This is a genomic window from Micromonospora sp. URMC 105 (genome assembly GCF_051386295.1).
Taxonomy (GTDB): Bacteria; Actinomycetota; Actinomycetes; order Mycobacteriales; family Micromonosporaceae; genus Micromonospora.
In genome coordinates this window covers 45,139-69,110 of the sequence record NZ_JBPQTL010000021.1, presented here as the reverse complement: position 1 = coordinate 69,110, position 23,972 = coordinate 45,139, and the positions used below count along the sequence as shown (strand labels likewise).

The following is a 23,972-nucleotide window of genomic DNA, read 5'->3' as shown; positions in this document are numbered from 1 at the left end:
GGGGCGGTGACGCGGTGAGCGCGCGGGCGGTGGTCACCGGCATCGGCGTGGTCGCGCCCAGCGGCATCGGCGCCGTCGCGCACTGGCGCACGGTGCGCGCCGGCACCCGGCGCACCGGCCCGATCACCCTGTTCGACCCGGCGAGCTACCCGACCCGGGTCGCCGGCGAGGTGGCCGGCTTCGACGCCGCCGCGTACGCCGAGAACCGGCAGCTCGTGCAGACCGACCGGTGGACCCACCTCGGCTTCGCCGCCACCCGGCTGGCGCTGGCCGACGCCGGCCTGCCCGAGCGGGCCGCCGACCCGTACGGGTGGGCGGTCACCCTGGCCAGCTCGTCGGGGGGCAACCTGTTCGGGCAGCGGGAGCTGCAACGGCTCTGGGGCGGGCCGACCCGCACCGTCGGGGCGTACCAGTCGATCGCCTGGTTCTACGCCGCCAGCGTCGGGCAGCTCTCCATCCACCACCAGTTCAAGGGGCCGTGCGGGGTGCTGGTCGCCGAGACCGCCGGCGGCCTGGACAGCCTCGCCCACGCGGTGCGCACCGTGCGCCGGGGCACGCCGGTGGTGATCGCCGGGGCGACCGAGTGCCCGCTGAGCCCGTACGCGCTGGCCTGCCAGCTCCGCTCGGGGCTGCTCAGCGACGTCTCCGACCCGGAGGCGGCGTACCGGCCGTTCGACCGCCGCGCCGGCGGCTACGTGCCCGCCGAGGGCGGCGCGGTCTTCGTGGTGGAGGAGCTGGGCCACGCGCTGGCCCGGGGCGCGCGGATCTACGGCGAGATCAGCGGCTGGGCGGCCACCCACGACGCCGCGCACACCGGCCCCGACGCGGCCGGCGACCCCGGCCAGTACGCCCGGGCGATGCGGCTGGCCCTGGACCGGGCCGGCTTCGCCGCCGACGAGGTGGACGTGGTGCTGCCCGACGCGCTGGGGGTGCCCCGCTACGACCGCAGCGAGGCCATGGCGCTGCGCGCGGTCTTCGGTGACCGGCCGCCGCCGGTGAGCACCCAGAAGCCGCTGACCGGCCGGGCCCACCAGGGCGGCGCGGCGCTGGACGTGGCGACCGCGCTGCTCGCCCTCTGGCACGACGAGCTGCCCGCGTCGGCCGGGCCCGGTGAGCCCGCGCCCGGCTGCGAGCTGGACTTCCTGCGTACGCCCCGGCAGCCGCGCCACCGGGTCGCCCTGGTGGGCGCGCGCGGCTTCGACGGGTTCAACAGCGCGCTGGTGCTGCGCGGCGCGCCACCGACACCGAGAGGAGCAGCGCGATGAGCGTGCAACGGGCCCGGATCGTCTTCCTGGTACGGGTGCCGGAGGAACGCACGGCCGACTTCCTGCAGGCGTACGAGGCGGTGCGGCACCTGGTCGCCGACGGGGTGCCGGGGCACCTGGTGGACCAGGTGTGCCGCTCGGCCAGCGACCCGGAGCAGTGGCTGATCACCAGCGAGTGGGTCGCGCTGGCCGACTTCGAGGCGTGGGAACGCAGCCCCGAGCACCGGGAACTGGTGCGCCCGATGCGGGAGTGCTTCACCGATGCCCGCTCGCTGCGCTTCGTCGTCCACGCTCAGACCCCCGAGGTGGCCCGCGTCTGAGCGCCATGGCGGAGGATCGCGGGCATGGCGTACCTGTTCCTGCTGCTCGCGATCTCCGCCGAGGTGTTCGGCACCAGCCTGCTCAAGGCCACCGACGGCTTCACCCGGCTCTGGCCGACGCTCGGCCTCGCCGCGTCGTACCTGGCGGCGTTCCTGCTGCTCTCCCTGGCGGTGCGGGACATTCCGGTCGGGGTGGCGTACGCCGTGTGGTCGGGGCTCGGCACCGCCGCGATCGTGGCCATCGGCGCGGTCTTCCTCGGCGAGCCGCTGAACGTGACCAAGGTGGTCGGCGCCGGCCTGGTCATCGCCGGGGTGGTGGTGCTCAACCTCGGCGGCGCGCACTGACGACGGTGCCGCGGACGAGCGGGGTGGCGGCGCGCCCCGCGGCCATCCCCACCGCCTCCCCCGTGGGTACGGCACGTGGTGGCCTCACATCATCCGCGCCACAACTGTCTCTGACAAGGCCGATGTGCCCGCGCGTGTCACCGCGTCCGCAGAAATCACCCAGCCGGCTGTCGTCATCGCTCGTCGAATTCCGCGCCGGTTCCACTGAGCACCGGAGGAAAAGCGCGGTGAGCGGGTGGATATGCCAGCCGAGGACTGACACGTCCGCTTCGAGCGACAATTGCCACGATCGCGCCATGCGTGCGTGACGGCCCGGCCAGCGGTGTCCCGGGCCGGTCGGACGCGCCCGATCCTGCCTGTCCGATCGAGTGTCGGCAATCCGGCCACGCGCTCTTTCTGATCTAGCCATTTGCATCTAGCAATGACTTTCTCGGCTGTCGTAGGGTTCCGACAGCACCCCGAAAGACGCACGTGATGGGCGGATTGCGCCCTATTTGACGCTGGGCGGTGGACGGCAGTGACCATGGATCGTCCGACGGAAGATTCTGCGGCGACAGACCCGGATTGGGTCGACGAGGTATTGTTCACCGGCAATTCGACCGATATTTGTCTCCGCCTGCCGGAGCCGGTCGACCGGGGCACGCTGCGCCGGTTGGTGGGTCAGGCGCAGGCCCGGCTGACCGAGGCCGGACTGCGCCCCGGCGGGGCCGCCGCGCTGCGCCTGCCGCCGTCGCTGGCGTACGTGGTGAACCTGCTGGCGACCTGGCGCACCGGCGCGCAGGCGGTCCTGCTCGACCACCGGCTCACCGACCACGAGGTGGGCCGGGCGCTGGAACGGCTCACCCCGCAGGTGGTCGTCGCCCCGGTCCGCACCGGCGGCGGCGCGCTGCGCGTCTTCGTCGACGTCACCGAGGGCGTCACGCCGCACGGCGACGCGCCGGCCACCAGCGGCCACGCGGTGATCCAGCTCAGCTCCGGCTCCACCGGGCCGTCCAAGGTGATCGGCCGTACCGCCGAGGACCTGGTCGCCGAGGTACGCCGCTACACCCTCATCGACGGGGTGGCGCTGCCCGGCGAACGGATCATCCTGCTGCCCTCCATGGTGCACGTGCTCGGCCTGGTCGGCGGCCTGCTCTACGGCCTGCACGCCGGCGTGGAACTGGTCCCGCCGGAGCGGCTCAGCGGTGACGCGATCCTCGCCGCCGTCGCCGCCCAGGACAACCCTGCCACCGTGCTCGGCGTGCCCTTCCACATCGGACTGCTCGCCTCCACCCGGCCGGACGGCCCGCTGCCGCAGCTCAAGCGGATGACCACCGGCGGGGAACTGGTCCCGGCCGCCACCGCGCAGGCGTTCACCGACCGATTCGGCGTCCCGCTGGGCAACATGTACGGGATGACCGAGGTCGGGGTGATCGGCACCGACCTGTACGGGCGGCACCGCCCGTCGATCGCGCCCGCTCCCGGCATCGAGGTCCGCGAGTCCGGCGGAGAGCTCTGGGTGAGCTGCCCGGCGTCGCCGTACGTGGGGCTCAGCGACCCGACCCGCTGGTCCGACGGCTGGCTGCACACCCGCGACGCCGGCACCGTCGACCCGGAGACCGGCCTGGTCACCGTCAAGGGCCGGCTCGACTCGCAGGTCTCCGTCGGCGGCCTGAAGGTGGACCTGACCGAGGTCGAGGCCACCCTCACCGGCCTGCCCGGGGTGGCCGCCGCCGTGGTGGTCTTCGACGACGGCATCACCGCGTACGTGCAACCCGACGGCCCGCTGTCGGAGGAGGTGCTGGACAAGCTGCTCGCCGAGCGGCTCGCCGGCTACAAACGCCCCCGCACCCTGCACCTGGTCGACCAGCTGCCCCGCACCACCACCGGCAAGCTGGTCCGCTCCGTCACCGCGCTGCGGGCGGCGGCCCCGTGACCGGCCCGCTCGGCGAGCACCCGGGGACCGGCCCGCTACTCGAACACCAGCGACACCTCGACCTGGGCCCGGCCGGCCGGACCGGTCTCGCCGTCGACGGCCGCGTCGACCGCGACGGCCAGCACCAGCCCGGCGCCGCAGGCCGGGTGTCCGACCCGGAGTCCGGCCTGGCCGGGCACGGGGCGCAGCAGCTCGTGCGGGTGCGCGGGCACCGGCATCCGGCGGCGCAGGCCACCGGCGCGCAGTCCCCGGCCCAACGCCTTGCCGACCGCCTCCTTGGCGGTCCAGAGCAGCAGGAACGCCTCGACCCGGGCGTCGTCCGGCAGGTCGCCCAGCCAGCGCGCCTCCGGCGGGGCGTACCAGCGCTGCGCCAGCGCCAGGGCGGGCAGCGCGCGACGCCGCTCGACGTCCACCCCGACCGGCCCGGCCGGGCGGGCGGCGACCACCACCACGCCCTCGGCGTGGCTGACGCTGACCGGCAGCGACCCGGCGCCGGCCCGCACCCAGGGCCGCCCGTCGGGCCCGCGGCCCACCCCGACCTCCCGTTCCGCCCGGCCGAGCAGCGTGCACCCCGCCCGCCGCAGCAGCCGCCGCGCCACCTCCGGCCGATCGCCGGGGGCAGCGCTCACCCACACGTGCACGGTGTCCCGACCGGACACCGGTAGCTCGCCCACGAAGAGAGGGTAAATCCATGCGCGACGAGGTCCGCACCTTCGTCATCGAGCAGCTCGAGGACATGAACTACGACGTCGAGGGGATCGACGACGAGACCACCCTCGGCCCGTCCGGGGTCGACCTGGAGTCCCTGGCGCTGGCCGACCTGTCCGTCCGCGTCGAGGACCGGTACGGCCTGAAGTTCGCCGACGACGAGTCGGAGAAGCTGGCCCTGATGACGGTCGGGGAGTTCACCAGGATGGTCGCCGACCGGGTCGCCGGGTCGACCAGCGACAACCGGTGATGGCCGGTCAGCCCGACCTGGGGCGAGCTGACCTGGTGAGCATGCTCGCCGAACTGACCGCGAAGCCCGCCGACCAGGTGCCGCACCGGGTCGGCTCGATGGAACTGGCCTGGCTCGTGCACCTCGTCGAGCAGCGCTACGACCGGCGGCTGGACCTCACCGACGACCAGCTCGCCGGGATCCGTACCGTCGACGACGCCCTGGCGGTGTTCCGCACCTCCCTGACCAGCCCCGCAGATGGCTGAGCGGGAGCCCGTACCGATCTCCGGCATCCATGCGGTCAGCGCCCTGGGCAGGGGCGCCGACGCGCAGCTCGCCGGAGTGCTCGCCGGCACGCCGGCGTTCCGGCCGGTACGCCGCTTCGACACCACCGGCCGTCGGGTGACCGTGGCCGCCACGCTGCCCGACGTCGGGACGCTGCCGGACGAACTCACCGACGCGATCGACGCCGCCTGCCGGGCCGCCGGGCTGGACCGCGCGGCGCGGGCCGGGTCGGCCCTGCTGCTGGCCACCCACGGTGGTCCACCGTCCCAGCCCGGCGCGTTCGCCGGCGACCGTCCGCTCCCCGCCGGTGACCGCGGGGCCGGTAACGGTGCCGAGGCCGAGGTGCCGGCGCTCGCCGGGCACCTGGCGCGGCGGTGCGGACTGGGCGGGCCGACCCGGACGTACACCAGCGCGTGCGTCTCCGCGAGCACGGCGGTCGCCGACGCGGCCACCATGATCCGCCGGGGCGACGTCGCGCGGGTGGTGGTCGCCGCCGGGTACCTGGTCGAGCCGGACCAGTTCGCGCTCTTCGACGCCGGCCGGGCGTTCGCCGCCGACGGGGCGGTACGCCCGTTCAGCGCCGGACGGCAGGGGCTGCTGCTCGGCGACGGGGTGGCCGCGGTGGTGCTGGAGTCCGCCGGGGCGGCCCGCCGCCGGGGCGTCGCGCCGGTGGCCACCGTGCACGGGTGGGGCCGGGCCGGCGACGCGTACCACCCGTGCCAGCCGGACCCGGCCGGCCGGGGACTGGCCCGGGCGGTGCGCGCGGCGCTGCGCCGGGCGGGGCTGGACGCGGCGGCGGTGGGCTACGTCAACGCCAACGCCACCGGCACCGGGTTCAGCGACGCCTCCGAGGCGGCGGCGCTGCGGCTGGCGCTCGGCGACCTCGCCGGCCGGGTGCCGGTCAGCTCCACCAAGTCGGTGCACGGGCACGCCCTGGAGGCCTCCGGCCTGCTCGAACTGGTGGTCACCGTGCAGGCGCTGCGGCACGGGAAGCTGCCGGTCAACGCCGGCTGGCTCGGCCCCGACGAGGCCTGCCCGCTGGACGTGGTCACCGACGCGCCCCGGCCGGTCGGCAGCCCGTACGCGCTCAGCCTCAACGCCGCCTTCGGTGGCGCCGACACCGCGCTGCTGGTCGGTGCCGGGTGAGCGCGGTGCTGGCCGAGGCGCGCTGGCCGGAACCCGGTGACGGTCCGCCGCCGCCGCTGCCCGGCTTCGTGCACTCGCCGTTCTCTCCGCTGGTGGCGGCGGTCGCCGACCGCTGCCTGACCCGCCGCTACGGCGAACGCCCGGCGCCGCCGGGCACCACCTGCGCGGTGGTGCTGGTCAGCGCCGCCGGGGACCGGCCCAGCGCCGCGCACGTACGGGCCACGGTCGCCGCCGGTGGCCGGGTCGGGCCGCTGTTCTTCTTCCAGTCGGTGCCGAACAGCGTCGCCGGGCACGTCGCGGCGCGGTGGGGACTGGACGGCCCGGTGGTCTGCCTGAGCCCCACCGGCGACCCGCGCGCGGACGGCATGGCCGAGGCGGACCTGCTGCTGTACGACGGCGACGCCGACGAGGCGTTGCTGGTCCTGATCGAAGAGGCACCCGACGGCACGCCCACCGGGGCGGTCGCGGTGCTGCTGGGGGGAGGAACGAGGCAATGAGGACGAAGGGACTGCGCGGGGCGCTCGCCGCCGACACCGAACTGGGCGCCGGCAACGTGCTCGCCCGGGTGCTGGCGCACGGGGCCGACCCGGACGGCCCGGGGTTGACCTTCGACACCCCGGTCGACGGGCACCCCGCCGAGCGGCCGCTCACCCTGGGCCGGCTCGACGAGCGGGTCGCCGCCCGGGCGGCCTGGCTGCACCGGCGCGGCGTCCGGCCCCGCGACCCGATCGCGGTCTGGGCCACCGACGCCGCCGACATGGTGCTCAGCTTCCTGGCGCTGACCCGGCTCGGCGCGATTCCCGCGCTGATGAACGGCAAGCTCCGCCCGGAGATCGCCGCGGAGTACATCCGCCGGCTGCGCGCGGCCGGGGTGCTCGCCGACGCCGCGCACACCGAGGCGCTCGCGGGGCACGAGCTGGGCGCGCCGCTGCTCGGCCGGCCCGCCGAGGCGGGCACCGGGGACCCGGCCGCCGCGCCGCCGCACTACCGCCACCACGACTCCGACCCGATCGTCATCACCCACACCTCCGGCACCACCGGGGTACCGAAGGCGGTGCTGCACTCGCACGCCAGCCTCTTCGCCGCCACCCGGCACCTGCTGTCCATGCCGCAGGCGCAGGGCACCAGCCGGATCCTCAACGCGCTGCCCGCCCCGCACACCGCCACCGTGCTGATGGTCAACCAGGCGCTGGGCAACCGCGCGGAGATGCTGCTCCTGTCCGATCAGGGCGGCGAGCGGGTGCTCGACGCGATCCAGCGGTGGCGCCCCGACGGGGTGTTCGGCTTCTCCGTCACCTGGGCGGAGCTGGCCCGCTTCGACCTGTCCGGGTACGACCTGGAGTCGGTGCGGCTGTGGTTCAACACCGGCGACTGCTCGCACGAGCCGCACGTGCGCCGGCTCGTCGCGGTCGGTTCCCGCGACACCGTCACCCGTGAGGGCGTGGTGCGGGTGCCCGGCTCGGTCTTCATCGACGGCCTCGGTTCCAGCGAGATGGGGCACTCGATGTTCCACATCACCCACACCGCCGGCACCGACCGGTACGGCCGCTGCGTCGGCCGCCCCTACCGCTTCACCACGGTGGCGGTGCTCGACGCCGAGGGCAACGAGCTGCCCCCCGGCGAGGTGGGCTGGCTGGGCATCGACTCGCCGTCGCTGTTCCGCGGCTACTGGAACGACTCGGTGACCACCCATCGGTCCCGGCTGCGCGGCTGGTACCTGACCGGCGACCTGGTGTACGCCGACGCCGAGGGCCGCTACTACCACCTGGACCGGGCCGTGGACTCGGTGGAGCTGCCCGACGGGCGGCGCTTCTTCACCGCGCTGTCGGAGGAGCGCATCCTGGCCGCCTGCGCCGACGTCACCGACTGCACCGTGGTGATCGTCCAGGAGGGCGACGCCGTCGTCACCGACGTGCTGCTCGAACTGGCCGCCGGCGCCGACCCGGGCACCGACCGCACCGAGGCGGTCCGCGCCGCGCTCGGGGCGGACGTCGGCGCGACCCTGCGCCGGGTGGTGCCGGTCGCCTCCGCCGACATCCCGGTCACCGTCACCGGCAAGGTGCGCAAGGTGGCGCTGCGCGAGCGCTACCTGACCGAGGCGGCGTCATGACCGCCGTCATCACCGGGATGGGGCTGTTCAGCCCCGTCGGGCGGGGCGTGGCGGCCACCTTCGACGCGCTGACGACCGGGCGTTCCGGGCTGGCCCGGCCGCCCGAGGGTCACCCCGCCCGGGAGTCGCTGGAGGTCGCCGGGCTGCTGCCGGAGATCGACCCGCGCACCGTCGCCTCCGGCCCGGAGACCAAGGTGCTCGACCGGATCGTGGTGCTGGCGCTGCTCACCGCCGCCGACGCCCTCGCCGACGCCGGCATCGAAATCGGCCGGGACGTCGACCCGGAGCGGATCGGCGTGATCGTCGGCGGGGTCGGCGGAATGTCCACGCTGGAGACGCAGGTGCTGGCGCGCGCCGCCCGGGGCCGGGCGGCGGTCAGCCCGTACCTGCTGACCGGGATCCTGCCGAACATGCCGTCGGCGCGGATCGCCATCGCGCACGGCATCCGCGGCTACAGCTCGGCGGTCGGTACGGCGTGCGCCTCCGGCGCCCAGTCGATCGCCGACGCGGTCCGGTTGATCCGGTGCGGGGAGGCCGACGTGGTGCTCTGCGGGGCCAGCGAGGCGCCGCTCTTCCCGACCTTCGCCGACACCTTCGGCAACGCCCGCGCGCTGGCCCGTGGCTGGGCGGACCCGACCCGGGCCAGCCGACCGTTCGACAGCCGGCGCAACGGTTTCGTCCTCGCCGAGGGGGCCGCGCTGCTGGTGCTGGAACGCGCCGAGCACGCCGCCGCGCGCGGCGTCACCGGCTACGCCGAGGTGGCCGGCTACGGCGCGACCACCGACGGCTACCACCCGACCGCGCCCCGGCCCGACGGCGCGGGCGCGGCCGAGTGCATGCGGCGGGCGCTGGCCGGCGGGGGAGTGTCGGCCGGCGACGTCGGCTACGTCAACGCGCACGGCACCGGCACGAAGCTCGGCGACATCGCCGAGACCACCGCGCTGGCGAAGGTCTTCGGCGCCGGCGGGGTGCCGGTCAGCTCCACCAAGGCGCTCACCGGGCACCTGCTCGGCGCGTCCGGGGTGGTGGAGGCCGCCGCCTGCGCGCTGGCCCTCGGCGCGGGGCTGCTGCCGCCGACGTACCACCTCGACGACCCGGACCCGGACTGCCCGGCGGACCACATCCGCGGCGAGCCCCGGGCCACCGGGACGGACCACGCGCTGACGAACTCGTTCGGCTTCGGCGGCCAGAACGTCAGCCTGCTGCTGCGGCGCACCGCCGGGGCGCGGGCCGCCGGGCCGCACAGGTGACAACCCGGGCGGCAAACGTCCGGACCGCAGTCACGGGGGACATGGGGAAGGGCTGGAGATGGACATCCGTGGGATAGACCACATCGAACTCTACGTGGGGGACGCGCGGCAGGCCGCCTTCTACTTCGGCACCGCGATCGGCTTCCACCTGCAGGGCCAGGGGGGACCGGAGACCGGGCTGATCGGGCAGCGCTCGCTGCTGCTCGGCCAGGGCGACATCCGGATGCTGCTCACCTCCGCGCTGACCGCCGCGCATCCCGCCGCGACGTACGTGCAGCGGCACGGCGACGGGATCGCGGTGGTGGCGCTGGAGGTCGACGACGCCGCCGGGGCGTACGCGGAGCTGGTGGCCCGGGGGGCGACCGGGGTGAGCGCGCCGCGCACCTGGACCGGCGCGGACGCCGAGGTGGTGACCGCCGAGGTGGGCGGCTTCGGCGACGTGCTGCACCGGCTGGTCGAGCGGCGCGGCGACCGGACGGAGTTCCTGCCCGGGGCGGTGGAGCTGACGCCGCCGGTCACCGACGACGACAAACTGCTCGCCGAGATCGACCACCTGGCGGTCTGCGTGCCGCCGGGACAGCTCGACGAGACCGTCGGGCACTACCAGCGGGTCTTCGGGTTCGCCCAGATCTTCGAGGAGCACATCGAGGTCGCCGGCCAGGCGATGAACTCCAAGGTGGTGCAGAGCCCGTCCGGGCGGGTCACCCTGGTGCTGCTGGAACCGGACGCCGGCCGGCGGCCCGGCCAGATCGACGCGTTCCTCACCGAGCACCACGGCGCCGGGGTGCAGCACCTCGGGCTGCGCACCGACGACATCGTCACCGCGGTCGGCGCGCTGGCCGATCGGGGGGTCCGCTTCGCCGGCACCCCCGCGGCCTACTACGACGACCTGGAGCGGCGGGTCGGCCGGGTCGACGCGCCGCTGGAGCGGCTGCGCGACCTGAGCATCCTGGTCGACTCCGACCACGGCGGGCAGCTGCTGCAGATCTTCACCGAGTCGATGCACGTGCGCCGCACCCTCTTCCTCGAACTGATCGAGCGACGCGGGGCGCGCACCTTCGGCAGCGGCAACATCAAGGCGCTCTACGAGGCCAAGGAACGGGAGCTGGCCGCGGCGGGGGCGACCCCCGCCGTGGTCGGCACGGCACGAGGGGTTGGGGCATGACGACCACGCAGTTCCGTCCGACGCTGACCGCCGAGGAGGAGGCGCTGCTGCCGTCCGAGGAGGACGTGCGCTTCTACGCCGAACACGGCTGGTACCTGTCGAAGAAGCTGCTCACCGACGAGGAGGTGGATGCGCTCAGCGCCGCCGCCGACCGGTACTACGCCGGTGAGCGGGACCGCCGCCTGCCGGTGCGCCCGCCGAAGCTGGCCTACTGGGAACCGGCCAGGGGGCCGGTGCAGCGGCACAACGACTACGTCCACCACGAGCACGACGGGCTGGCGGCGATCCTGCGCAAGCCGCTGATCGGCGCGGTCGCCGCCCGGCTGGCGCAGGCCGACGAGATCCGGATCTTCCAGTCCACGCTGATCTACAAGCCGCCGATCTCCGGCGAGCCGTCCAACATCGTGCCCTGGCACTTCGACAAGCACTACTGGGCGTCCTCGTCGTCGGAGAAGATGCTCACCGCGTTCATCCCCTTCCACGACTGCGGCGAGGAGATGGGCACCATCACCATGGTCGACGGGTCGCACCGGTGGAAGGAGATCGGCGCGGACGACACCGTGGTGCGGCACTTCGCCGACCGTGACCGCAGCCAGCTGGAGGAGATGCTGGCCGAGAACGCCGCGTACAACGGCGCGGAGATCCGCAAGATCCCGATGGTGATCCCCAAGGGGCACATGAGCTTCCACCACTGCCGCACCTATCACGGCAGCGGCGCGAACGTCAGCGGCCGGCCCCGGCAGGCGGTCTCGCTGCACCTGCAGGACGGCGACAACGCCTGGCGGGAGTACCCGCTCTCGGACGGCACGCTCGCCGCGTACAACCACGACGTGCTGGTCCGCCGCACCCACGAGGGGCGGCCCGACTACGCGGACCCCGAATACTGCCCGGTCATCTGGCGCGACCGCGCCCAGCAGGGAGGCTGACAATGTCACGGTACGACTGGGGTAGGACCCACCCGGGCATCGAACGGCTGGAGAAGGCGGTGACCGACCGCCGCGACGTGGTGGTCAAGCACCCGCTCTACGCCAACCTGGACACCCACGAGGCGCTGGTCACCTTCATGGAGCACCACGTCTTCGCGGTCTGGGACTTCATGTCCCTGCTGAAGTCGTTGCAGCGGCAGCTCACCTGCGTCACCGTGCCGTGGATCCCGACCGGCCCGTCCGGCAGCCGCCGCCTGATCAACGACATCGTGATGGTGGAGGAGAGCGACGAGCTCGGTGAGGGCTACATCAGCCACTTCGAGCTCTACGTGCGCGGCATGCGGGAGGCGGGTGCGGACACCACCGCCGTGGACGCGCTGGTCGACCTGCTGCGGGCGGGCCGCCCGGTGACCGGGGCGCTGGCCGAGGCCGGCGTCGCCGCCCCGTCGGCGCGATTCGCCGCCACCACCTGGACGATCATCGAGTCCACCCCGGTGCACTGCCAGGCCGCCGCGTTCGCCTTCGGCCGGGAGGACCTGATCCCCGACATGTTCACCCAGGTCGTCGCCGTCAACGAGCGCAGCAACCGGCTGCACACGTTCGTCGACTACCTGGAGCGGCACATCGAGGTCGACGGGGAGCAGCACACCCCGATGGCGATGCAGATGCTGGCCGACCTCTGCGGCGACGACGACGCCAAGTGGCAGGAGTGCGCCGACACGGTCAACCTGGCGCTCACCGCCCGGGCCGCGCTCTGGGACGACATCCTCGCCGCGGTGAAGGAGGGGCGCGACACGTGACGGCCGCCGACCCGGTCCGGCTCTACCGCACGGTACGGCTGATCCGCCGGTTCGAGGAGCGGGCGATCGAGCTGGTCCACTCCGGGGCGATCGTCGGCGGCATCCACCCGTACCTCGGTCAGGAGGGGATCGCCGCCGGGGTGTGTGCCGCGCTGCACGACGGCGACCTGGTCACCGGCACCCATCGCGGGCACGGGCACGTGCTCGCGAAGGGTGCCGACCCGGCCCGGATGATGGCCGAGCTGCTGGGCCGGGAGACCGGGCTGAACCGGGGCCGAGGCGGCTCGATGCACGCCGCCGACTTCGCCCTCGGGGTGCTCGGCGCCAACGCCATCGTCGGCGCGTCCGGGGCGATCCTCACCGGCGCGGTCTGGGCCCGCCGGCGGCGCGGCGACGACGTGGTGGGGGCGACCTTCTTCGGCGACGGCGCGGTCAACGAGGGGATGCTGCTGGAGGCGTTCAACCTCGCCGCGCTCTGGCGGGTGCCGGTCCTCTTCGTCTGCGAGAACAACGGCTACGCCACTACCATGCCGGTCGAGGGCGCGGTCGCCGGCAGCATCGTCGGCCGGGCCGAGGCGTTCGGCATGCCGGCCGCCGTCGTCGACGGCCAGGACCCGGAGACGGTACGCGCCGCCGCAGCCGCCGCCGTCGCACGGATGCGCGCCGGCGGCGGCCCGGAGCTGGTCGAGGCCCGCACCTACCGCTTCGACGCCCACCACACCTTCGAACACGCCGTACGCCTCGACTACCGCCCGCCCGAGGAGGTGGCCGAGGGGCGCTCCCGCGACCCGGTCGACATCCAGGGCGCCCGGCTCGCCCCGGCCGACCGGGCGGCCGTCGACGCCGAGGTCGAGTCGACGCTCGACGCGGCCGTCGCGTTCGCCCTGGCCAGCCCCGAGCCGGACCCGGCCGGCGCGCTGGATCACCTGTACGCCAGCGGGCTGACCGCCCGGACGGGAGGTGGCTGATGCCACGGCTGTCCTACCGCCGGGCGCTGACCCGGGCGCTCGCCGACGAACTCGCCCGCGACGAGAACGTGTTCCTGCTCGGCGAGGACATCCGGGTGGCCGCGTCGAACGTCACCGCCGGCCTGCTGAAGCGCTTCGGGCCGGAGCGGGTGCTGGACACCCCCCTGTCGGAGCAGGCGTTCACCAGCTTCGCCACCGGCGCGGCGCTGGCCGGGATGCGCCCGGTGGTGGAGTTCCAGATCCCGTCGCTGCTGTTCCTGGTCTTCGAGCAGATCGTCAACCACGCGCACAAGTTCCCGCTGATGACCGGCGGGCAGTGCGCCGCCCCGGTCACCTACCTGGTGCCCGGCTCCGGCTCCCGTACCGGCTGGGCGGGGCAGCACTCCGACCACCCGTACTCGCTCTTCGCCCACGTCGGGATCGTCACCGCGGTGCCGGCCACCCCGGCCGACGCGTACGGGCTGCTGGTGTCGGCGATCCGGCACGACGACCCGGTGGTGGTCTTCGCCCCGGCCGGCGCGCTGGACGTCCGCGAGGACGTCGACTTCGCCGCCCTCGCCCCGGTGCCGCTGGGGCGGGGCGTGGTGCGCCGGGCCGGCGACGACGTGACCGTGGTCGCCGTCGGGCACCTGGTGCACGACGCGCTCGCGGTGGCCGGGGAACTGGCCGACCAGGTGTCGGTGGAGGTCTTCGACCCGCGCACGCTCTACCCGTTCGACCTCGACGGGCTGGTCGACTCGGTGGGCCGGACCGGGCGGCTGGTGGTGCTCGACGACTCCAACCGTTCCTGCGGCATCGCCGCGGAGATCATCGCCAGTGTCGTGGAGCGGGTGCCGCTGGCCGCCCCGCCCCGGCGGGTGACCCGCCCGGACGGCGCGGTGCTGCCGTTCGCGCCCGCGCTGGACCGGGCCGTGCAGCCCGGCCGGGCGGCCCTCACCGCCGCCATCCACCACGTGACCAAGGACGGATCATGATCGATGTGAACTACCCGTGGCCGCCGGCCGGCCGGGCGTGGACCGACCTGCCGGAGGCCACCCGCCGGGCGATGGTCGCCGCCGGGGCGCAGGAGTGGGAGCGGATCTTCCACGGCCGGGCGACGTACAACAAGCAGTGGCGGCTGGCCCGGCCGACGGTGATGACCGCCGACTCCTTCCGCGAACTCAACGAGGTCTGCGACCGGATCGCCCAGCTCGTGCTGGACGCCTGCCGGCGGCGGGCCCGCACGGCAGGAGAGCTGCGCCGGCTGCTCGGCGTACCGGCGGGGGAGACCCGGCTGCTCGACGAGGACGAGCCGCTGACCGAGGCGCTGCTGGCCGCGTACCGGCCGGACGTGCTGCTCTCCGGCGGGGAGCCGCGGATCGTCGAGTACAACATCGACAGCAGCCTGGGCGGCGGCTTCGACGCGGACACGGTGATCCAGCGCTTCGCCCAGCTCTACACCGAGCGCGGCCTGCTCGACGGCGTGCCGGCCCGGCCGGCGCCCTCCCTGCTGGACCAGCGGTTCGTGGCGATCCGCGACGAGCTGGGTCTGGCCGAGGGGGCCCGGGTGGCGCTGCTGATGGACTTCGACGCCGATTACCCGGGGCTGGACGACCCGGAGACCTTCATCCGGATCCTCTCGCCCCTGGTGGACCAGGCCCGGCGCTTCGGCATCGACCTGGTCATCGCCCCGGTCGCCACCGCCACCCTGGACGCCGACCGGCGGCTGGTGGTGCGCAGCGCACCGGTGGACGCGCTGTTCCGGCTCTTCGTGCCCAACCGGGTCACCCCGAGCGCCGGCCTGGAGGCGGTGGCGGGCGCGCTCGCCGCCGGCACCCTGCCGATGTTCGTCAGCACCGCCGCCTGGCTGCTCGGCAACAAGGTCAACTTCGCCTGGCTCTACGAGGACCTGGAGCTGCTGCCCGCCGACGACCAGGCACTGGTCCGCCGGTACGTGCCGCACACCGTGCTGCTCACCGAGGCCGAGCTGGACCGGGCGCTGGCCGAGCAGGCGGAGCTGGTCGCCAAGCCCGCCGACGGCTCCGCCGGGCACGACGTGCTGATCGGCCCGGAGCTGAGCGCGGCGGCCTGGGCCGACGGGGTGCGCGCGGCCGTGGCGCGGGGCGGCAACATCCTGCAGCGGTACATGCCCGCCGACCGGGTGGCGATGGACTTCGTGCAGATCGAGACCGGGGAGGTGGTCACCGCCGAGGTGCCGTACAGCATCGCCCCGTACCTGTTCGGCCGCACCGGCTCCGGCGCGCTGGCCCGGGTCGGCTACCCCGGCTGCGAGGGGGTGCTCAACCTGGCCCGCGGCGTCCTGATGACCGGCATGCTGCTCACCGACTGACCCGGCTGTCGTCTCCCGGCGCGGCCGGGGCCGGGAGACGACAACCGAGTCACGGCCGGGGCGCGCGGCGGGCGGCGAGGTGCGCGCCGAGCCGGCGTACCGTCTCCGCCGCCGCGATCGCGTCGCTGCGGGCGCTGCCGTGCCGGCCGTCGCTGCTGTACAGCGACGGCTCCGCGCCCGCCGGATGGTCGGTCAGGTGCACGTGCACCGTCCCCAGCCGGGCGGCCAGCCGCCCGGTGTGGGCGGAGAGCAGACGCATCCGCTCGCCGAGTCCGGGCCGGACCTTCTCGGGGACGGCCGGGCTGTACGAGACGTCGAACATGCCGACGGTCACCACGTCCGCCCCGGCCGCCCGCAGCGCGCCGATCATCGCCGCCAGCTCGGCGTCGACCGCGTCCGGGTCGAAGGCCGAGCGGAACGCGTCGTTGCCGCCGCAGACCACCAGCGCCAGGTCCGGGTCGAAGGCCAGCGCCGCGTCCAGCTGCGCCGCGCGCACCTCGTGCGCCCGCAGCCCCCGCCGGCCCAGATTGAGGTACGCCAGCCCGGGGCGTGCCGCCCGCAGCTCCGCGGCGATCCGGTCCGCCCACTGCACCGGCGGGTACCCGTCGACCGGCTCGCACATCCCCTCGGCGACGCTGTCGCCCAGCACCACGAACCGGCGCCACGGATGCCCGGCCAGCAGCGTCACGCTCTCGCCCTCGCCCAGGCAGTACGGATCGGTCGCTTCGGTCAGCGTCGATGACATGGCCGGCAGGCTAACCGACCAGGACCGCGGGCGTCGACATCCCGTCGGGAGCACGACCGTGAGCCGGTGGTGGCCCACTTCCAACAGCGTCGATCGATCTCGGTGCGTTACGCGGCCACGTCCGGTCCGGCCGCGGGTGAACAACCGCACCGGCAGCCTGGATCCGCCCCGGCCCCGGCGAGAAGCATGGGCAGTCGTCGATCGGCCGACCCCGGCCGTCCAGCCCTCCCCAGGAGGAACGCGTGAGACTCACTCGACGTGGTGTGCTGTCCGCCGTCACCGCCACCCTGCTCACCGGCGCCGTCGCCGCGGCACCCGCACATGCCGCCCCCGCACCCCTGTCCGCCGAACGGGCCGCCACCCTCACGGCCGCGCTCGGCGCCGAGCGCACCGCCGGCTCCTACGTCGACGCCTCCGGGCGTACCGTCGTCGCGGTCACCGACGCGCGGGCCGCCGCCGCGGTCCGCGCCGCCGGCGGGCAGGCCCGCCTGGTCACCCGCAGCACCACCGCGCTGCAGCGCGCGCAGTCCCGGGTGGACCTCGGCGTCACCGGCACCGCGACGTACCTCGACCCGGTGACCAACCAGGTCGTCGTCGGGGTGGACAGCACGGTCAGCGCCGCCGACCAGGCCCGCATCCGGGACGCCGTGGCCGCCTCCGGCGGCAGCGCCCGCACCACCGACCTGGCCGGGAAGTTGAGCATGCGGATCTCCGGCGGCGACGCCGTCTACGGCGGCGGCTACCGCTGCTCGCTCGGCTTCAACGTGCGCAGCGGCAGCACCTACTACTTCCTCACCGCCGGGCACTGCACCAACCTGGCCAGCGCCTGGTACGCCAACTCGACGCTGAGCACCAAGCTCGGCGACCGGACCGGCAGCAGCTTCCCCGGCAACGACTACGGCATCGTCCGCTACACCAACACCTCAGTCGCCATCAACGGCTCCGTCGGCTCGCAGGACATCACCGCCGCCGGTGACGCGTACGTCGGCCAGGCCGTGACCCGCAGCGGCAGCACCACCGGCACCCGCACCGGCACGGTGACCGGCCTCAACGCCACCGTCCGGTACGCCGAGGGCACCGTACGCGGCATGATCGCCACCAACGTCTGCGCCGAGGGCGGCGACAGCGGCGGCCCGCTCTACGCCGGCAGCACCGCGCTCGGCCTGACCTCCGGCGGCAGCGGCAACTGCCGTACCGGCGGCCAGACCTTCTTCCAGCCGGTCAAGGAGGCCCTGAGCAAGTACGGCGTCGCCGTCTTCTGATCCCTGTTCCGGTGGCTCCCCGGTGCCCACACCGGGGAGCCACGTCAGCCTTCGGACCGCGCCGCCTCCGGCGTCGGCCACGGGCCCGGTTGCCCAGCTGCGGCGGTCCGGCGGGGCCCCGCCGCTGCCGTGCCAGGCGCCGGCGGGCCTGCTTCGACAGGCCCTCCTCCGGGTCGTCGGGACGGAACACCTTCCAGACGAACCACCCGGCCATACCCAGGAACGCCAGGCCGCCGCCGCCGGCGGTGAGCGGCACCAGGCTCGGGATCCACGCCTCATCGGATCGACCGTCGGCGACTCGCGCCGCGACCGGGGCGGTGGGGCGTTCCTCCAGGGACGGCTCGATCGTCACGTCGGCGATGCGGAACTTCCCGCCGTCGGCAACGAACTCCCCGGAGCAGGTCCACCCCTTGCTCTTTCCCTCGAACGGGACACACCGGGTGACCCGCACCTCACCGGACGACCCGGCGTACTCGGCGAGGGTGGCGGCCACCCCTGCGCGAGCAGCAGCAGGCCGGGCACCGCGAGCAACGCGACGAAGCCGCCGATGATGAGCAGCACCTGCCAGTCGACGCCGCCGAGCCGCCATCGTCTCGGTTGTTCCGCCAGCTCACGCCCCATGGCCAGGGATGGTATGGGTACCGGTCCACCATGCGGGTCCCGTGGCGTACCGGCGGGATGGCCGCGCCCGGCGCTAGCCTCGCCGTGGAAGTGAGGCCGGTGGTGCAGGTGGCGGTCTGCGGCCCGGCGTCCGCGACGCCGGCCGAGCTGGCGCACGCCCGCCGGGTGGGGGAGCTGCTCGCCGCGCGTGGCGCGACCGTCCTCTGCGGAGGTGGCGGCGGGGTGATGGCCGCGGTCGCCGCCGGCGCCCGCTCCGGTGACGGCCTGGTCATCGCGGTACGCCCCGACGACGGCACCGCCCCCGGCCCGGTTGCCGAGGCGACGGCGACGCTGCTGACCAACCTGGGACAGGCCCGAAACGCCGTCCTGGTGTGGAGCGCCGACGCGGTGATCACCGTGGGCGGCTCCTGGGGCACCCTCAGCGAGGTGGCGCTGGCGATGCGCCGCGGTCAGGTGCCGGTGGTGGTGCTCGGTGGCTGGCGCGTGGTCGACGCGACCGGCGAGCCGGCGCCCGGTTCGCGCCACGTCGACACGCCGGAGGAGGCGGTGCGGGCGGCCCTGGCGGACCGGCCGGTGCGCGGGGCCGGCACCGGCGGCCGGCGGGCGTAGCATCCCGCCGTGATCTTCTTCGAGGAGACCGCCGCGCCGGCCGAGGAGCCCCACCCAGCTCCGCCTGGCGGTACGCGCTTACGAACGCGGGCGTCCTCGGGGCGCTGGTCGCCCTGGCGATCGCCGGCATCGTGCTGCTCGGCCTTGCGCTGGTCTACCAACGGGTCATCCTGTTCTGGCTGATCGCCGCGGCGCACTCGGCATCGGAACCGTGGTGAGCCGACGGACGACCGCTGGTGGGGCGCCGCCGGGCCGGGCAACCGGGGGCAGGCTCACCAGCGATGGGCCGCGGTAGGACCGTTGCGTCGAGATGGAGACGGCGTGCGAGACACGGGGCGTTGGGCGGCCACGACCGCAGGCGCGAGGGTGGAGTTCCTGCCGGGCGCGGGTGACGACCCCGCGACGGTGGAGAACATCGATGCCCGCATCCACCGCAGCGACGGTGTGGGCTACTACGCGACCTTCATGACGACCGACGAGATCGCCCGTGTCCTGACGCGTTGGAACGGCTCGGGGGAGTTCGGGGCGGACGGCGCCCAACCCCACATGGGGGCACCCGGCGGCGGATTCCCATTCGCAGGTAGCGCGGCAGCTAGGAGACACCACGAGTTCTGATGCAGCAGCGACGCGACCCAGGTGCGCTCGTCGACGTCGCAGGCGACCAAACACAGTGGCTCTGGCCTATGTTGCGGACCAGAAAGGACGGGCTGACGGCAGCAGAGCACTGGCCGAAGGGTTGATGCTGCCTTGCGCGCTGCAAGGCACAGTCGGACTTGGAGCGTAGAGGAGGGACGAGTCGTGGGAAGCAAAGGACACTTCGCCTACACGGTTGGCCAGCGAGTCGACAGCAAGTGGCGGGGTCGGACCGTCCACTTCACAGAGCTCATGCAGGAGGCTCTGCCCATTATGCGAGGCGTCCTGATTCTCGTCGCACTTCGAGGGCAGACGATCACCTACAAGGAGCTGTCGATTGCGATCGACAAGCGATATCACTACCGGCAGCTCGGTGATCTGCTGGATGTCCTATCACAAGATTGTTTTGATCACGGCGAGCCATCGCTCGCTGCTTTGGTGACCCGCGGCGATACCAGTCAGCCGGGCGAAGCCTTCATCGGGGATGCGAAGGCGGAACAGCAGGCCTGCTACAAGCACTGGGACGACCAGCGGCGATCGTAGGTCGCACCGGACGTGACCCGGCCTGACGAGCAGCCAATCCGAGCAGCCAAACTCGCGAGCAGCAGCGGACGATGGCGGACCGCGCCACCAGGTCGGGCAGGAGGACCAGGCGGTGAAAGTGCGCGCGGGGACTGACTCGTAATGAGCAGGTCGGCGGCCGACGCGGATCCGGTTGGCGGACTACAGCCCGAGCCGAGCCGCGCCGGCTAACTGAGAGCCGGGTCTAGTGCCGTTCGGCGTGTTTCTTTTCCGCTCACCAACCGGCTATCTTGCCGGGTCAGCTACAGCTGCTCGGGGTCGAAATCTTCGCCTAGCTCCCCTACGTCGACCATGTGCCGGGCAGCCGGTAGTTTGGCTTCAATTAGTTCCTCTGGCCCGTGAAGGGTCAGCCGACACACGTTGCACGAGAAGGCTTGCGGGAAAAGCTCAACCAGCCAACCAGTGACAATCGGGTGGCCCTCATACTCGCCGTTGCCCAGCGGCTCGACGTCGTAGTCCACTTCGGGATCCACGTCGACACGGCCGAACAGCCGGCCCTTCCTCCTGCACTGGGGGCACTTAGCGTCGACACCCCACAGTCCGCTGCCGAAGGCGCTCGGGTCCAGTGCGTCGGCCGCCGACTGCTCAAGCTGGCTGACGGTGGACACGAACAGGCCGCTATCGAGGCGTCTCGAAAGTCCCCTGAGATGGCGGCTCGCCCTCGCGAACTTCGCCGCGACCCGGTGTCCCACCTCACTGCGCTTCGCATCCAGCAGCCTGACTACGCTCGCGTAGTGGTCGCGGCCGTAGAAAACCCTGGGCTCCTCGCCCAGGTGCTCAAGCAAGACGCGGCATACGGCCAAGCAGTCCTGGAGAATGTGCCTCGACTGCGCTGGCAATCCGACGTGCATCGCCCCGTTACGGACCTCCACCATCCGGGTCCGCTGCTTCCCGTCGATCGGCAAGTTGACCATCGGCTCAAGGCGGCGGAGGAGGACCGCGAGACCGACAGTTCTCAGCTTCGAGTACGCCAGGTCGGGCTGGGTCGCGAGACTGAACAGGGAAGCCTCCGCGTCTTGGCTCAGCGGGACGACCAGGACGGGGTTCGTCCGCCACAGCACCGCTTTCCCCAGGTGCTCGACGGCCAGCGGAGCGAGGGCGGCTACCTTCCCGTAGTCGTCCAGTGCCCAGGCATTGAGCGCATCCCTCATCCACCCCGCCGCTGAGCGGACAAGGCTCACTTCGGCGCGCCGGTCCGGAACAGGCACCTCGTCAACCGCGGTGCGGACGTGGTCGGATGCGGCTTGGTCTTGGGCCATGGCTAAAGCCTCCCACTGAGGGCTCGGACACCGGAAGCACCGTTATCCCGGGGGCGGCCCGGGCGACGGATTGCCGACAGGCGCTGCCGCGAGGCTTGTCGACTCAACCCGCCTCGCGACAGTGATCCGTCGTGCGATGTGAGCGGCTGAGGCCTCAAGGAGGCAGCGAAAGCCTTGGCTCCAACTGCGGAGGCTTGCCAACAAGCGGTGGCAGCAGATGTCTCACCAGCGCGATTCACTGCTGACCCTCACTCTTCGACTGCATCTACCCGGCCCTAACGGGGGGGTCAGCGCGAGACGGTCGACGAGTTAATAAGCCCGCCTGTCGGCGACGCGAAGGGTTACCGGGTGGGGAGCCCGTGGGTACCGTGGGGGCACGACGGCGGTCGACAGGCCGGCGACGCATCCCGCGCTACGAGGAGGTTCGGGATGGATCCCATGCCGGGGCTGACCTTTGGGCAGCGACTCAAGGTCTACCGTGAGCGCTCGGGCAAGACCCGCGCTGTGCTCGGGGGGCTAGTAGGCCGTAGCGCCGAGTGGGTCAAGGCCGTGGAGAGCGATCGGATCCTGCCGCCGCGTGTTCACATGCTCGATCGGATCGCCCGCGCCCTCAAGGTCGACGTGTCCGCCTTGATCGGGGAGTTGAGCGATCGGTCTGAGGTGGTCAACGGGCCCGAGCATCCAGCACTCGCCTCGGTACGTGACGCCGTCAACCGCTGCGCGTTGTCCGACGACATGTCACCGCAACCGCTACAGCAGATCAAGGGCCGGCTCGCCGCAGCCTGGCGTGCCCGTCATCAGGCGTCAGATCATCGAACGGTGCTCGGCGCTCTGCTGCCGGATTTGGTTCGGGACGCTCAGCGTGCCGCGCTGACGTATGAGGGTGACGAGCGTCGTCAGGCTCAGGCGCTGCTTGCCGAAGTGCTCGGCCTGGCCCAGATGTTCCTTGCTTACCAGCCTGCCGCCGAGTTGCTGTGGCGCGTAGCTGACCGTGCGATGGTGGCGGCGCAGGAGTCGGGAGATCCGGAGGCGTTGGCCTGCGCGGGATGGTTCCTGTGCCAGGTTCACCGGGACGCCGGGGACTGGGACACCGGTATGGCGGTGGCGCTCGACGTGGTCTCGGCGCTCAAACCCCGAACGACCGACGCGAACCCGAACCTGCTCGCTCTTTGGGGCGCCCTGAACTTCGAAGCTGCCTATACCGCCGCTCGGGCCGGTGAGGAGGGTCGCGCCTGGCGGTACTGGGACCGTGCGGATCGGGTGGCGCAGCGGCTGCCGGAGAACTTCTACCAGCCGCAGACTTCGTTCTCGCGGGTCATCATGGGCGCCCACGCCGTGACCGTCGCCGTGGAGCTTCAGAAGTCCGGTGAGGCGGTGCGACAAGCCAACCGCCTTGACCCGGCAGCGATCCCGTCGAAACCGCGCCGTGCCCGGCACCTGATCGAGGTGGCCCGCGGCCATTACGGCAAGGGCGACAACGAGACCACTGTGGCGACTCTTCGTCAGGCATACGAGTCCGCGCCGGAGACGATCCGCTTCAACGGCTACGCCAGGCAGATCACCCTCGATTTACTGGACGGACCGCGCTCTTTGCGAGGCGATGTGCATGACCTCGCGCTGAAGGTCGGCCTCGTCGCCTGATCAGGGGTACGAACCTTACCCATTCAGCTCTACCACGCTGCGTACCTTCCTCCTCACGGAATGCGGCGGGCGGTGCGGCTTGGCCTGGTCGCCGCGTTCCTCTCAACTCAGGGGCGAAACAGCGTGCCCTCGTGACTGACGAGGGAGATCCGGTGCGGCGCGTCTCGTACGAGGAGTACCTGCTCGCCGCCGCCATGACCCTCGCGCGGCGGCACCGGCCCGTCTGGTCTTGGCGGCGATGGCGGCGGGTCTGCCGCTGCGGAGCCGACCTGCCGTGTCATGCCCGGCACCGGATCCCGATCAACCGAGGCCACTGGCCCGGGGAGGGGGAGCAGTGAAAGACCGCCAGGAGCAGACGATCCTCGCGCTGCACGTCCGAGGACTCGACGGCATGTGCGCTGGCTGCCGCGCGTGGTGGTTGCGGCTGGCTCCGTACCCGTGCTGGCAGGTGAACTGGGCGACCAGCCGGCAGGCCCGAACGATCACCGCGCGCTTCCTTTAAGGCCAAGAGTGACCACCCACGGCCCAGTCATGCCGATCTGGAGCTGCGGCGGCTGCGACCTGCCCTGGCCCTGCCCGACCCGGAAGCGTGAGCTGCGGGCGGAGTACGCAGACGCCCCCGTGTCGTTGGCCCTCTACCTCGGCTCCTACCTCGTCCAAGCCGCCGAAGACATGCCCTGCATGCCGGCCGGCGCGTTGCACCACCGCTTCCTCGGCTGGACCCGGGAGGCTGACCGATCGACGCCAGCAGTACAGCAACCATGGCCGCCGAAAAGGGACCAAGACGAGCGTCACCAGGCCCTCTGACCTCGCATCAGGCCCGATCCGACCGGCTCGCCGAGAGTTCACACCGAAGAGG

At 73.1% G+C, this 23,972-nt stretch carries 25 protein-coding genes and 1 pseudogene; 23 read left to right on the top strand and 3 right to left on the bottom strand.

The features are described from left to right. Positions 1–14: 14 nt before the first annotated feature. The 4 genes from ACSNN7_RS10180 to ACSNN7_RS10165 all read left to right on the top strand — a co-directional run bounded on the left by ACSNN7_RS10180 (position 15) and on the right by ACSNN7_RS10165 (position 3,845). On the top strand, positions 15–1,265 hold the full coding sequence (locus tag ACSNN7_RS10180; protein ID WP_436680433.1) for a beta-ketoacyl synthase N-terminal-like domain-containing protein: 1,251 nt from the start codon (positions 15–17) through the stop codon (positions 1,263–1,265). Beyond that, on the top strand, positions 1,262–1,585 hold the full coding sequence (locus tag ACSNN7_RS10175; protein WP_436680427.1) for an antibiotic biosynthesis monooxygenase family protein: 324 nt from the start codon (positions 1,262–1,264) through the stop codon (positions 1,583–1,585). The genes ACSNN7_RS10180 and ACSNN7_RS10175 overlap by 4 nt, the downstream gene beginning before the upstream one ends. Before the next feature lie 24 nt (positions 1,586–1,609). Beyond that, a complete protein-coding gene (locus ACSNN7_RS10170; protein ID WP_436680425.1) occupies positions 1,610–1,930 on the top strand; it encodes a DMT family transporter in 321 nt (106 codons plus the stop codon). Between the two features lie 523 nt (positions 1,931–2,453). Beyond that, complete coding sequence (locus tag ACSNN7_RS10165) at positions 2,454–3,845, top strand: class I adenylate-forming enzyme family protein (protein ID WP_436680424.1); 1,392 nt, start codon at positions 2,454–2,456, stop codon at positions 3,843–3,845. A 35-nt stretch (positions 3,846–3,880) separates the two neighbouring features. Here the strand turns inward: ACSNN7_RS10165 and ACSNN7_RS10160 are convergent, their stop codons facing one another. Then, a complete protein-coding gene (locus ACSNN7_RS10160) occupies positions 3,881–4,519 on the bottom strand; it encodes a 4'-phosphopantetheinyl transferase family protein (RefSeq protein ID WP_436680423.1) in 639 nt (212 codons plus the stop codon). A gap of 17 nt (positions 4,520–4,536) precedes the next feature. On the opposite strand from ACSNN7_RS10160, the gene ACSNN7_RS10155 reads away from it, so the two are divergent. From ACSNN7_RS10155 to ACSNN7_RS10100, 12 genes are read left to right on the top strand one after another with little or no spacing between them, the layout of a single operon-like run. Beyond that, on the top strand, positions 4,537–4,803 hold the full coding sequence (locus ACSNN7_RS10155) for an acyl carrier protein (protein ID WP_154936435.1): 267 nt from the start codon (positions 4,537–4,539) through the stop codon (positions 4,801–4,803). Further along, positions 4,803–5,048 (top strand): acyl carrier protein, encoded by a 246-nt coding sequence (locus ACSNN7_RS10150; protein ID WP_436680432.1) that lies wholly within the window; start codon positions 4,803–4,805, stop codon positions 5,046–5,048. The genes ACSNN7_RS10155 and ACSNN7_RS10150 overlap by 1 nt, the downstream gene beginning before the upstream one ends. Continuing rightward, complete coding sequence (locus ACSNN7_RS10145; protein WP_436680422.1) at positions 5,041–6,213, top strand: beta-ketoacyl-[acyl-carrier-protein] synthase family protein; 1,173 nt, start codon at positions 5,041–5,043, stop codon at positions 6,211–6,213. The genes ACSNN7_RS10150 and ACSNN7_RS10145 overlap by 8 nt, the downstream gene beginning before the upstream one ends. Further along, positions 6,210–6,710, top strand: a complete 501-nt coding sequence (locus ACSNN7_RS10140; protein ID WP_436680421.1) for a beta-ketoacyl synthase chain length factor — start codon at positions 6,210–6,212, stop codon at positions 6,708–6,710. Before ACSNN7_RS10145 ends, ACSNN7_RS10140 begins: the two co-directional genes overlap by 4 nt. Further along, complete coding sequence (locus tag ACSNN7_RS10135; RefSeq protein ID WP_436680420.1) at positions 6,707–8,323, top strand: class I adenylate-forming enzyme family protein; 1,617 nt, start codon at positions 6,707–6,709, stop codon at positions 8,321–8,323. Before ACSNN7_RS10140 ends, ACSNN7_RS10135 begins: the two co-directional genes overlap by 4 nt. Then, on the top strand, positions 8,320–9,573 hold the full coding sequence (locus tag ACSNN7_RS10130; protein ID WP_436680419.1) for a beta-ketoacyl-[acyl-carrier-protein] synthase family protein: 1,254 nt from the start codon (positions 8,320–8,322) through the stop codon (positions 9,571–9,573). The genes ACSNN7_RS10135 and ACSNN7_RS10130 overlap by 4 nt, the downstream gene beginning before the upstream one ends. A 58-nt stretch (positions 9,574–9,631) precedes the next feature. Next, the gene (hppD, locus tag ACSNN7_RS10125; protein WP_436680418.1) at positions 9,632–10,738 is read left to right on the top strand and encodes a 4-hydroxyphenylpyruvate dioxygenase; all 1,107 of its coding nucleotides are present in this window, start codon (positions 9,632–9,634) and stop codon (positions 10,736–10,738) included. Beyond that, the gene (locus ACSNN7_RS10120) at positions 10,735–11,664 is read left to right on the top strand and encodes a phytanoyl-CoA dioxygenase family protein (RefSeq protein ID WP_436680417.1); all 930 of its coding nucleotides are present in this window, start codon (positions 10,735–10,737) and stop codon (positions 11,662–11,664) included. Before hppD ends, ACSNN7_RS10120 begins: the two co-directional genes overlap by 4 nt. A gap of 2 nt (positions 11,665–11,666) precedes the next feature. After that, entirely contained in the window at positions 11,667–12,464 is a 798-nt protein-coding gene (locus tag ACSNN7_RS10115; protein ID WP_436680416.1) for a DUF3050 domain-containing protein, read from the top strand. Next, on the top strand, positions 12,461–13,432 hold the full coding sequence (locus tag ACSNN7_RS10110; protein WP_436680415.1) for a thiamine pyrophosphate-dependent dehydrogenase E1 component subunit alpha: 972 nt from the start codon (positions 12,461–12,463) through the stop codon (positions 13,430–13,432). The genes ACSNN7_RS10115 and ACSNN7_RS10110 overlap by 4 nt, the downstream gene beginning before the upstream one ends. Continuing rightward, positions 13,432–14,406, top strand: a complete 975-nt coding sequence (locus ACSNN7_RS10105; RefSeq protein ID WP_436680414.1) for an alpha-ketoacid dehydrogenase subunit beta — start codon at positions 13,432–13,434, stop codon at positions 14,404–14,406. The genes ACSNN7_RS10110 and ACSNN7_RS10105 overlap by 1 nt, the downstream gene beginning before the upstream one ends. Beyond that, a complete protein-coding gene (locus ACSNN7_RS10100) occupies positions 14,403–15,761 on the top strand; it encodes a hypothetical protein (protein WP_436680413.1) in 1,359 nt (452 codons plus the stop codon). The genes ACSNN7_RS10105 and ACSNN7_RS10100 overlap by 4 nt, the downstream gene beginning before the upstream one ends. Positions 15,762–15,810: 49 nt before the next feature. Here ACSNN7_RS10100 and ACSNN7_RS10095 read toward each other — a convergent pair whose 3' ends face one another. After that, on the bottom strand, positions 15,811–16,506 hold the full coding sequence (locus ACSNN7_RS10095; protein ID WP_436680412.1) for an SGNH/GDSL hydrolase family protein: 696 nt from the start codon (positions 16,504–16,506) through the stop codon (positions 15,811–15,813). Positions 16,507–16,748: 242 nt separating this feature from the next. Between ACSNN7_RS10095 and ACSNN7_RS10090 the strand changes: the two genes are divergently transcribed. From ACSNN7_RS10090 to ACSNN7_RS10075, 4 genes are all read left to right on the top strand, one after another. After that, positions 16,749–17,768: a S1 family peptidase gene (locus tag ACSNN7_RS10090; RefSeq protein WP_436680411.1), complete on the top strand. Its 1,020-nt coding sequence runs from the start codon at positions 16,749–16,751 to the stop codon at positions 17,766–17,768. Positions 17,769–18,473: 705 nt separating this feature from the next. After that, positions 18,474–18,998, top strand: a complete 525-nt coding sequence (locus tag ACSNN7_RS10085; protein WP_436680410.1) for a hypothetical protein — start codon at positions 18,474–18,476, stop codon at positions 18,996–18,998. A 366-nt stretch (positions 18,999–19,364) separates the two neighbouring features. Next, entirely contained in the window at positions 19,365–19,613 is a 249-nt protein-coding gene (locus tag ACSNN7_RS10080) for a hypothetical protein (protein WP_436680409.1), read from the top strand. A gap of 270 nt (positions 19,614–19,883) precedes the next feature. Then, positions 19,884–20,174 carry a hypothetical protein gene (locus ACSNN7_RS10075; RefSeq protein WP_436680408.1) on the top strand — a complete coding sequence of 97 codons (291 nt, stop codon included), beginning with the start codon at positions 19,884–19,886 and terminating at the stop codon, positions 20,172–20,174. Positions 20,175–20,455: 281 nt separating this feature from the next. Here ACSNN7_RS10075 and ACSNN7_RS10070 read toward each other — a convergent pair whose 3' ends face one another. Next, positions 20,456–21,472 carry a hypothetical protein gene (locus ACSNN7_RS10070; RefSeq protein WP_436680407.1) on the bottom strand — a complete coding sequence of 339 codons (1,017 nt, stop codon included), beginning with the start codon at positions 21,470–21,472 and terminating at the stop codon, positions 20,456–20,458. 429 nt (positions 21,473–21,901) lie between these two features. On the opposite strand from ACSNN7_RS10070, the gene ACSNN7_RS10065 reads away from it, so the two are divergent. From ACSNN7_RS10065 to ACSNN7_RS10055, 3 genes and pseudogenes are all read left to right on the top strand, one after another. Continuing rightward, complete coding sequence (locus ACSNN7_RS10065) at positions 21,902–23,113, top strand: helix-turn-helix domain-containing protein (RefSeq protein ID WP_436680406.1); 1,212 nt, start codon at positions 21,902–21,904, stop codon at positions 23,111–23,113. A gap of 154 nt (positions 23,114–23,267) precedes the next feature. Further along, positions 23,268–23,615: pseudogene (locus ACSNN7_RS10060) on the top strand (hypothetical protein); the annotation flags it as partial. 8 nt (positions 23,616–23,623) lie between these two features. Then, the gene (locus ACSNN7_RS10055) at positions 23,624–23,920 is read left to right on the top strand and encodes a hypothetical protein (RefSeq protein WP_436680431.1); all 297 of its coding nucleotides are present in this window, start codon (positions 23,624–23,626) and stop codon (positions 23,918–23,920) included. Positions 23,921–23,972: the final 52 nt, after the last annotated feature.

Bases quoted from the DNA above. Each gene is read 5' to 3' on its own strand.
- ACSNN7_RS10175 (WP_436680427.1), top strand. From the start codon at position 1,262: ATGAGCGTGCAACGGGCCCGGATCGTCTTCCTGGTACGGGTGCCGGAG.
- ACSNN7_RS10170 (WP_436680425.1), top strand. From the start codon at position 1,610: ATGGCGTACCTGTTCCTGCTGCTCGCGATCTCCGCCGAGGTGTTCGGC.
- ACSNN7_RS10165 (WP_436680424.1), top strand. From the start codon at position 2,454: ATGGATCGTCCGACGGAAGATTCTGCGGCGACAGACCCGGATTGGGTC.
- ACSNN7_RS10155 (WP_154936435.1), top strand. From the start codon at position 4,537: ATGCGCGACGAGGTCCGCACCTTCGTCATCGAGCAGCTCGAGGACATG.
- ACSNN7_RS10150 (WP_436680432.1), top strand. From the start codon at position 4,803: ATGGCCGGTCAGCCCGACCTGGGGCGAGCTGACCTGGTGAGCATGCTC.
- ACSNN7_RS10145 (WP_436680422.1), top strand. From the start codon at position 5,041: ATGGCTGAGCGGGAGCCCGTACCGATCTCCGGCATCCATGCGGTCAGC.
- ACSNN7_RS10135 (WP_436680420.1), top strand. From the start codon at position 6,707: ATGAGGACGAAGGGACTGCGCGGGGCGCTCGCCGCCGACACCGAACTG.
- ACSNN7_RS10130 (WP_436680419.1), top strand. From the start codon at position 8,320: ATGACCGCCGTCATCACCGGGATGGGGCTGTTCAGCCCCGTCGGGCGG.
- hppD (WP_436680418.1), top strand. From the start codon at position 9,632: ATGGACATCCGTGGGATAGACCACATCGAACTCTACGTGGGGGACGCG.
- ACSNN7_RS10120 (WP_436680417.1), top strand. From the start codon at position 10,735: ATGACGACCACGCAGTTCCGTCCGACGCTGACCGCCGAGGAGGAGGCG.
- ACSNN7_RS10115 (WP_436680416.1), top strand. From the start codon at position 11,667: ATGTCACGGTACGACTGGGGTAGGACCCACCCGGGCATCGAACGGCTG.
- ACSNN7_RS10105 (WP_436680414.1), top strand. From the start codon at position 13,432: ATGCCACGGCTGTCCTACCGCCGGGCGCTGACCCGGGCGCTCGCCGAC.
- ACSNN7_RS10100 (WP_436680413.1), top strand. From the start codon at position 14,403: ATGATCGATGTGAACTACCCGTGGCCGCCGGCCGGCCGGGCGTGGACC.
- ACSNN7_RS10095 (WP_436680412.1), bottom strand. From the start codon at position 16,506: ATGTCATCGACGCTGACCGAAGCGACCGATCCGTACTGCCTGGGCGAG.
- ACSNN7_RS10075 (WP_436680408.1), top strand. From the start codon at position 19,884: ATGCAGGAGGCTCTGCCCATTATGCGAGGCGTCCTGATTCTCGTCGCA.
- ACSNN7_RS10070 (WP_436680407.1), bottom strand. From the start codon at position 21,472: ATGGCCCAAGACCAAGCCGCATCCGACCACGTCCGCACCGCGGTTGAC.
- ACSNN7_RS10065 (WP_436680406.1), top strand. From the start codon at position 21,902: ATGGATCCCATGCCGGGGCTGACCTTTGGGCAGCGACTCAAGGTCTAC.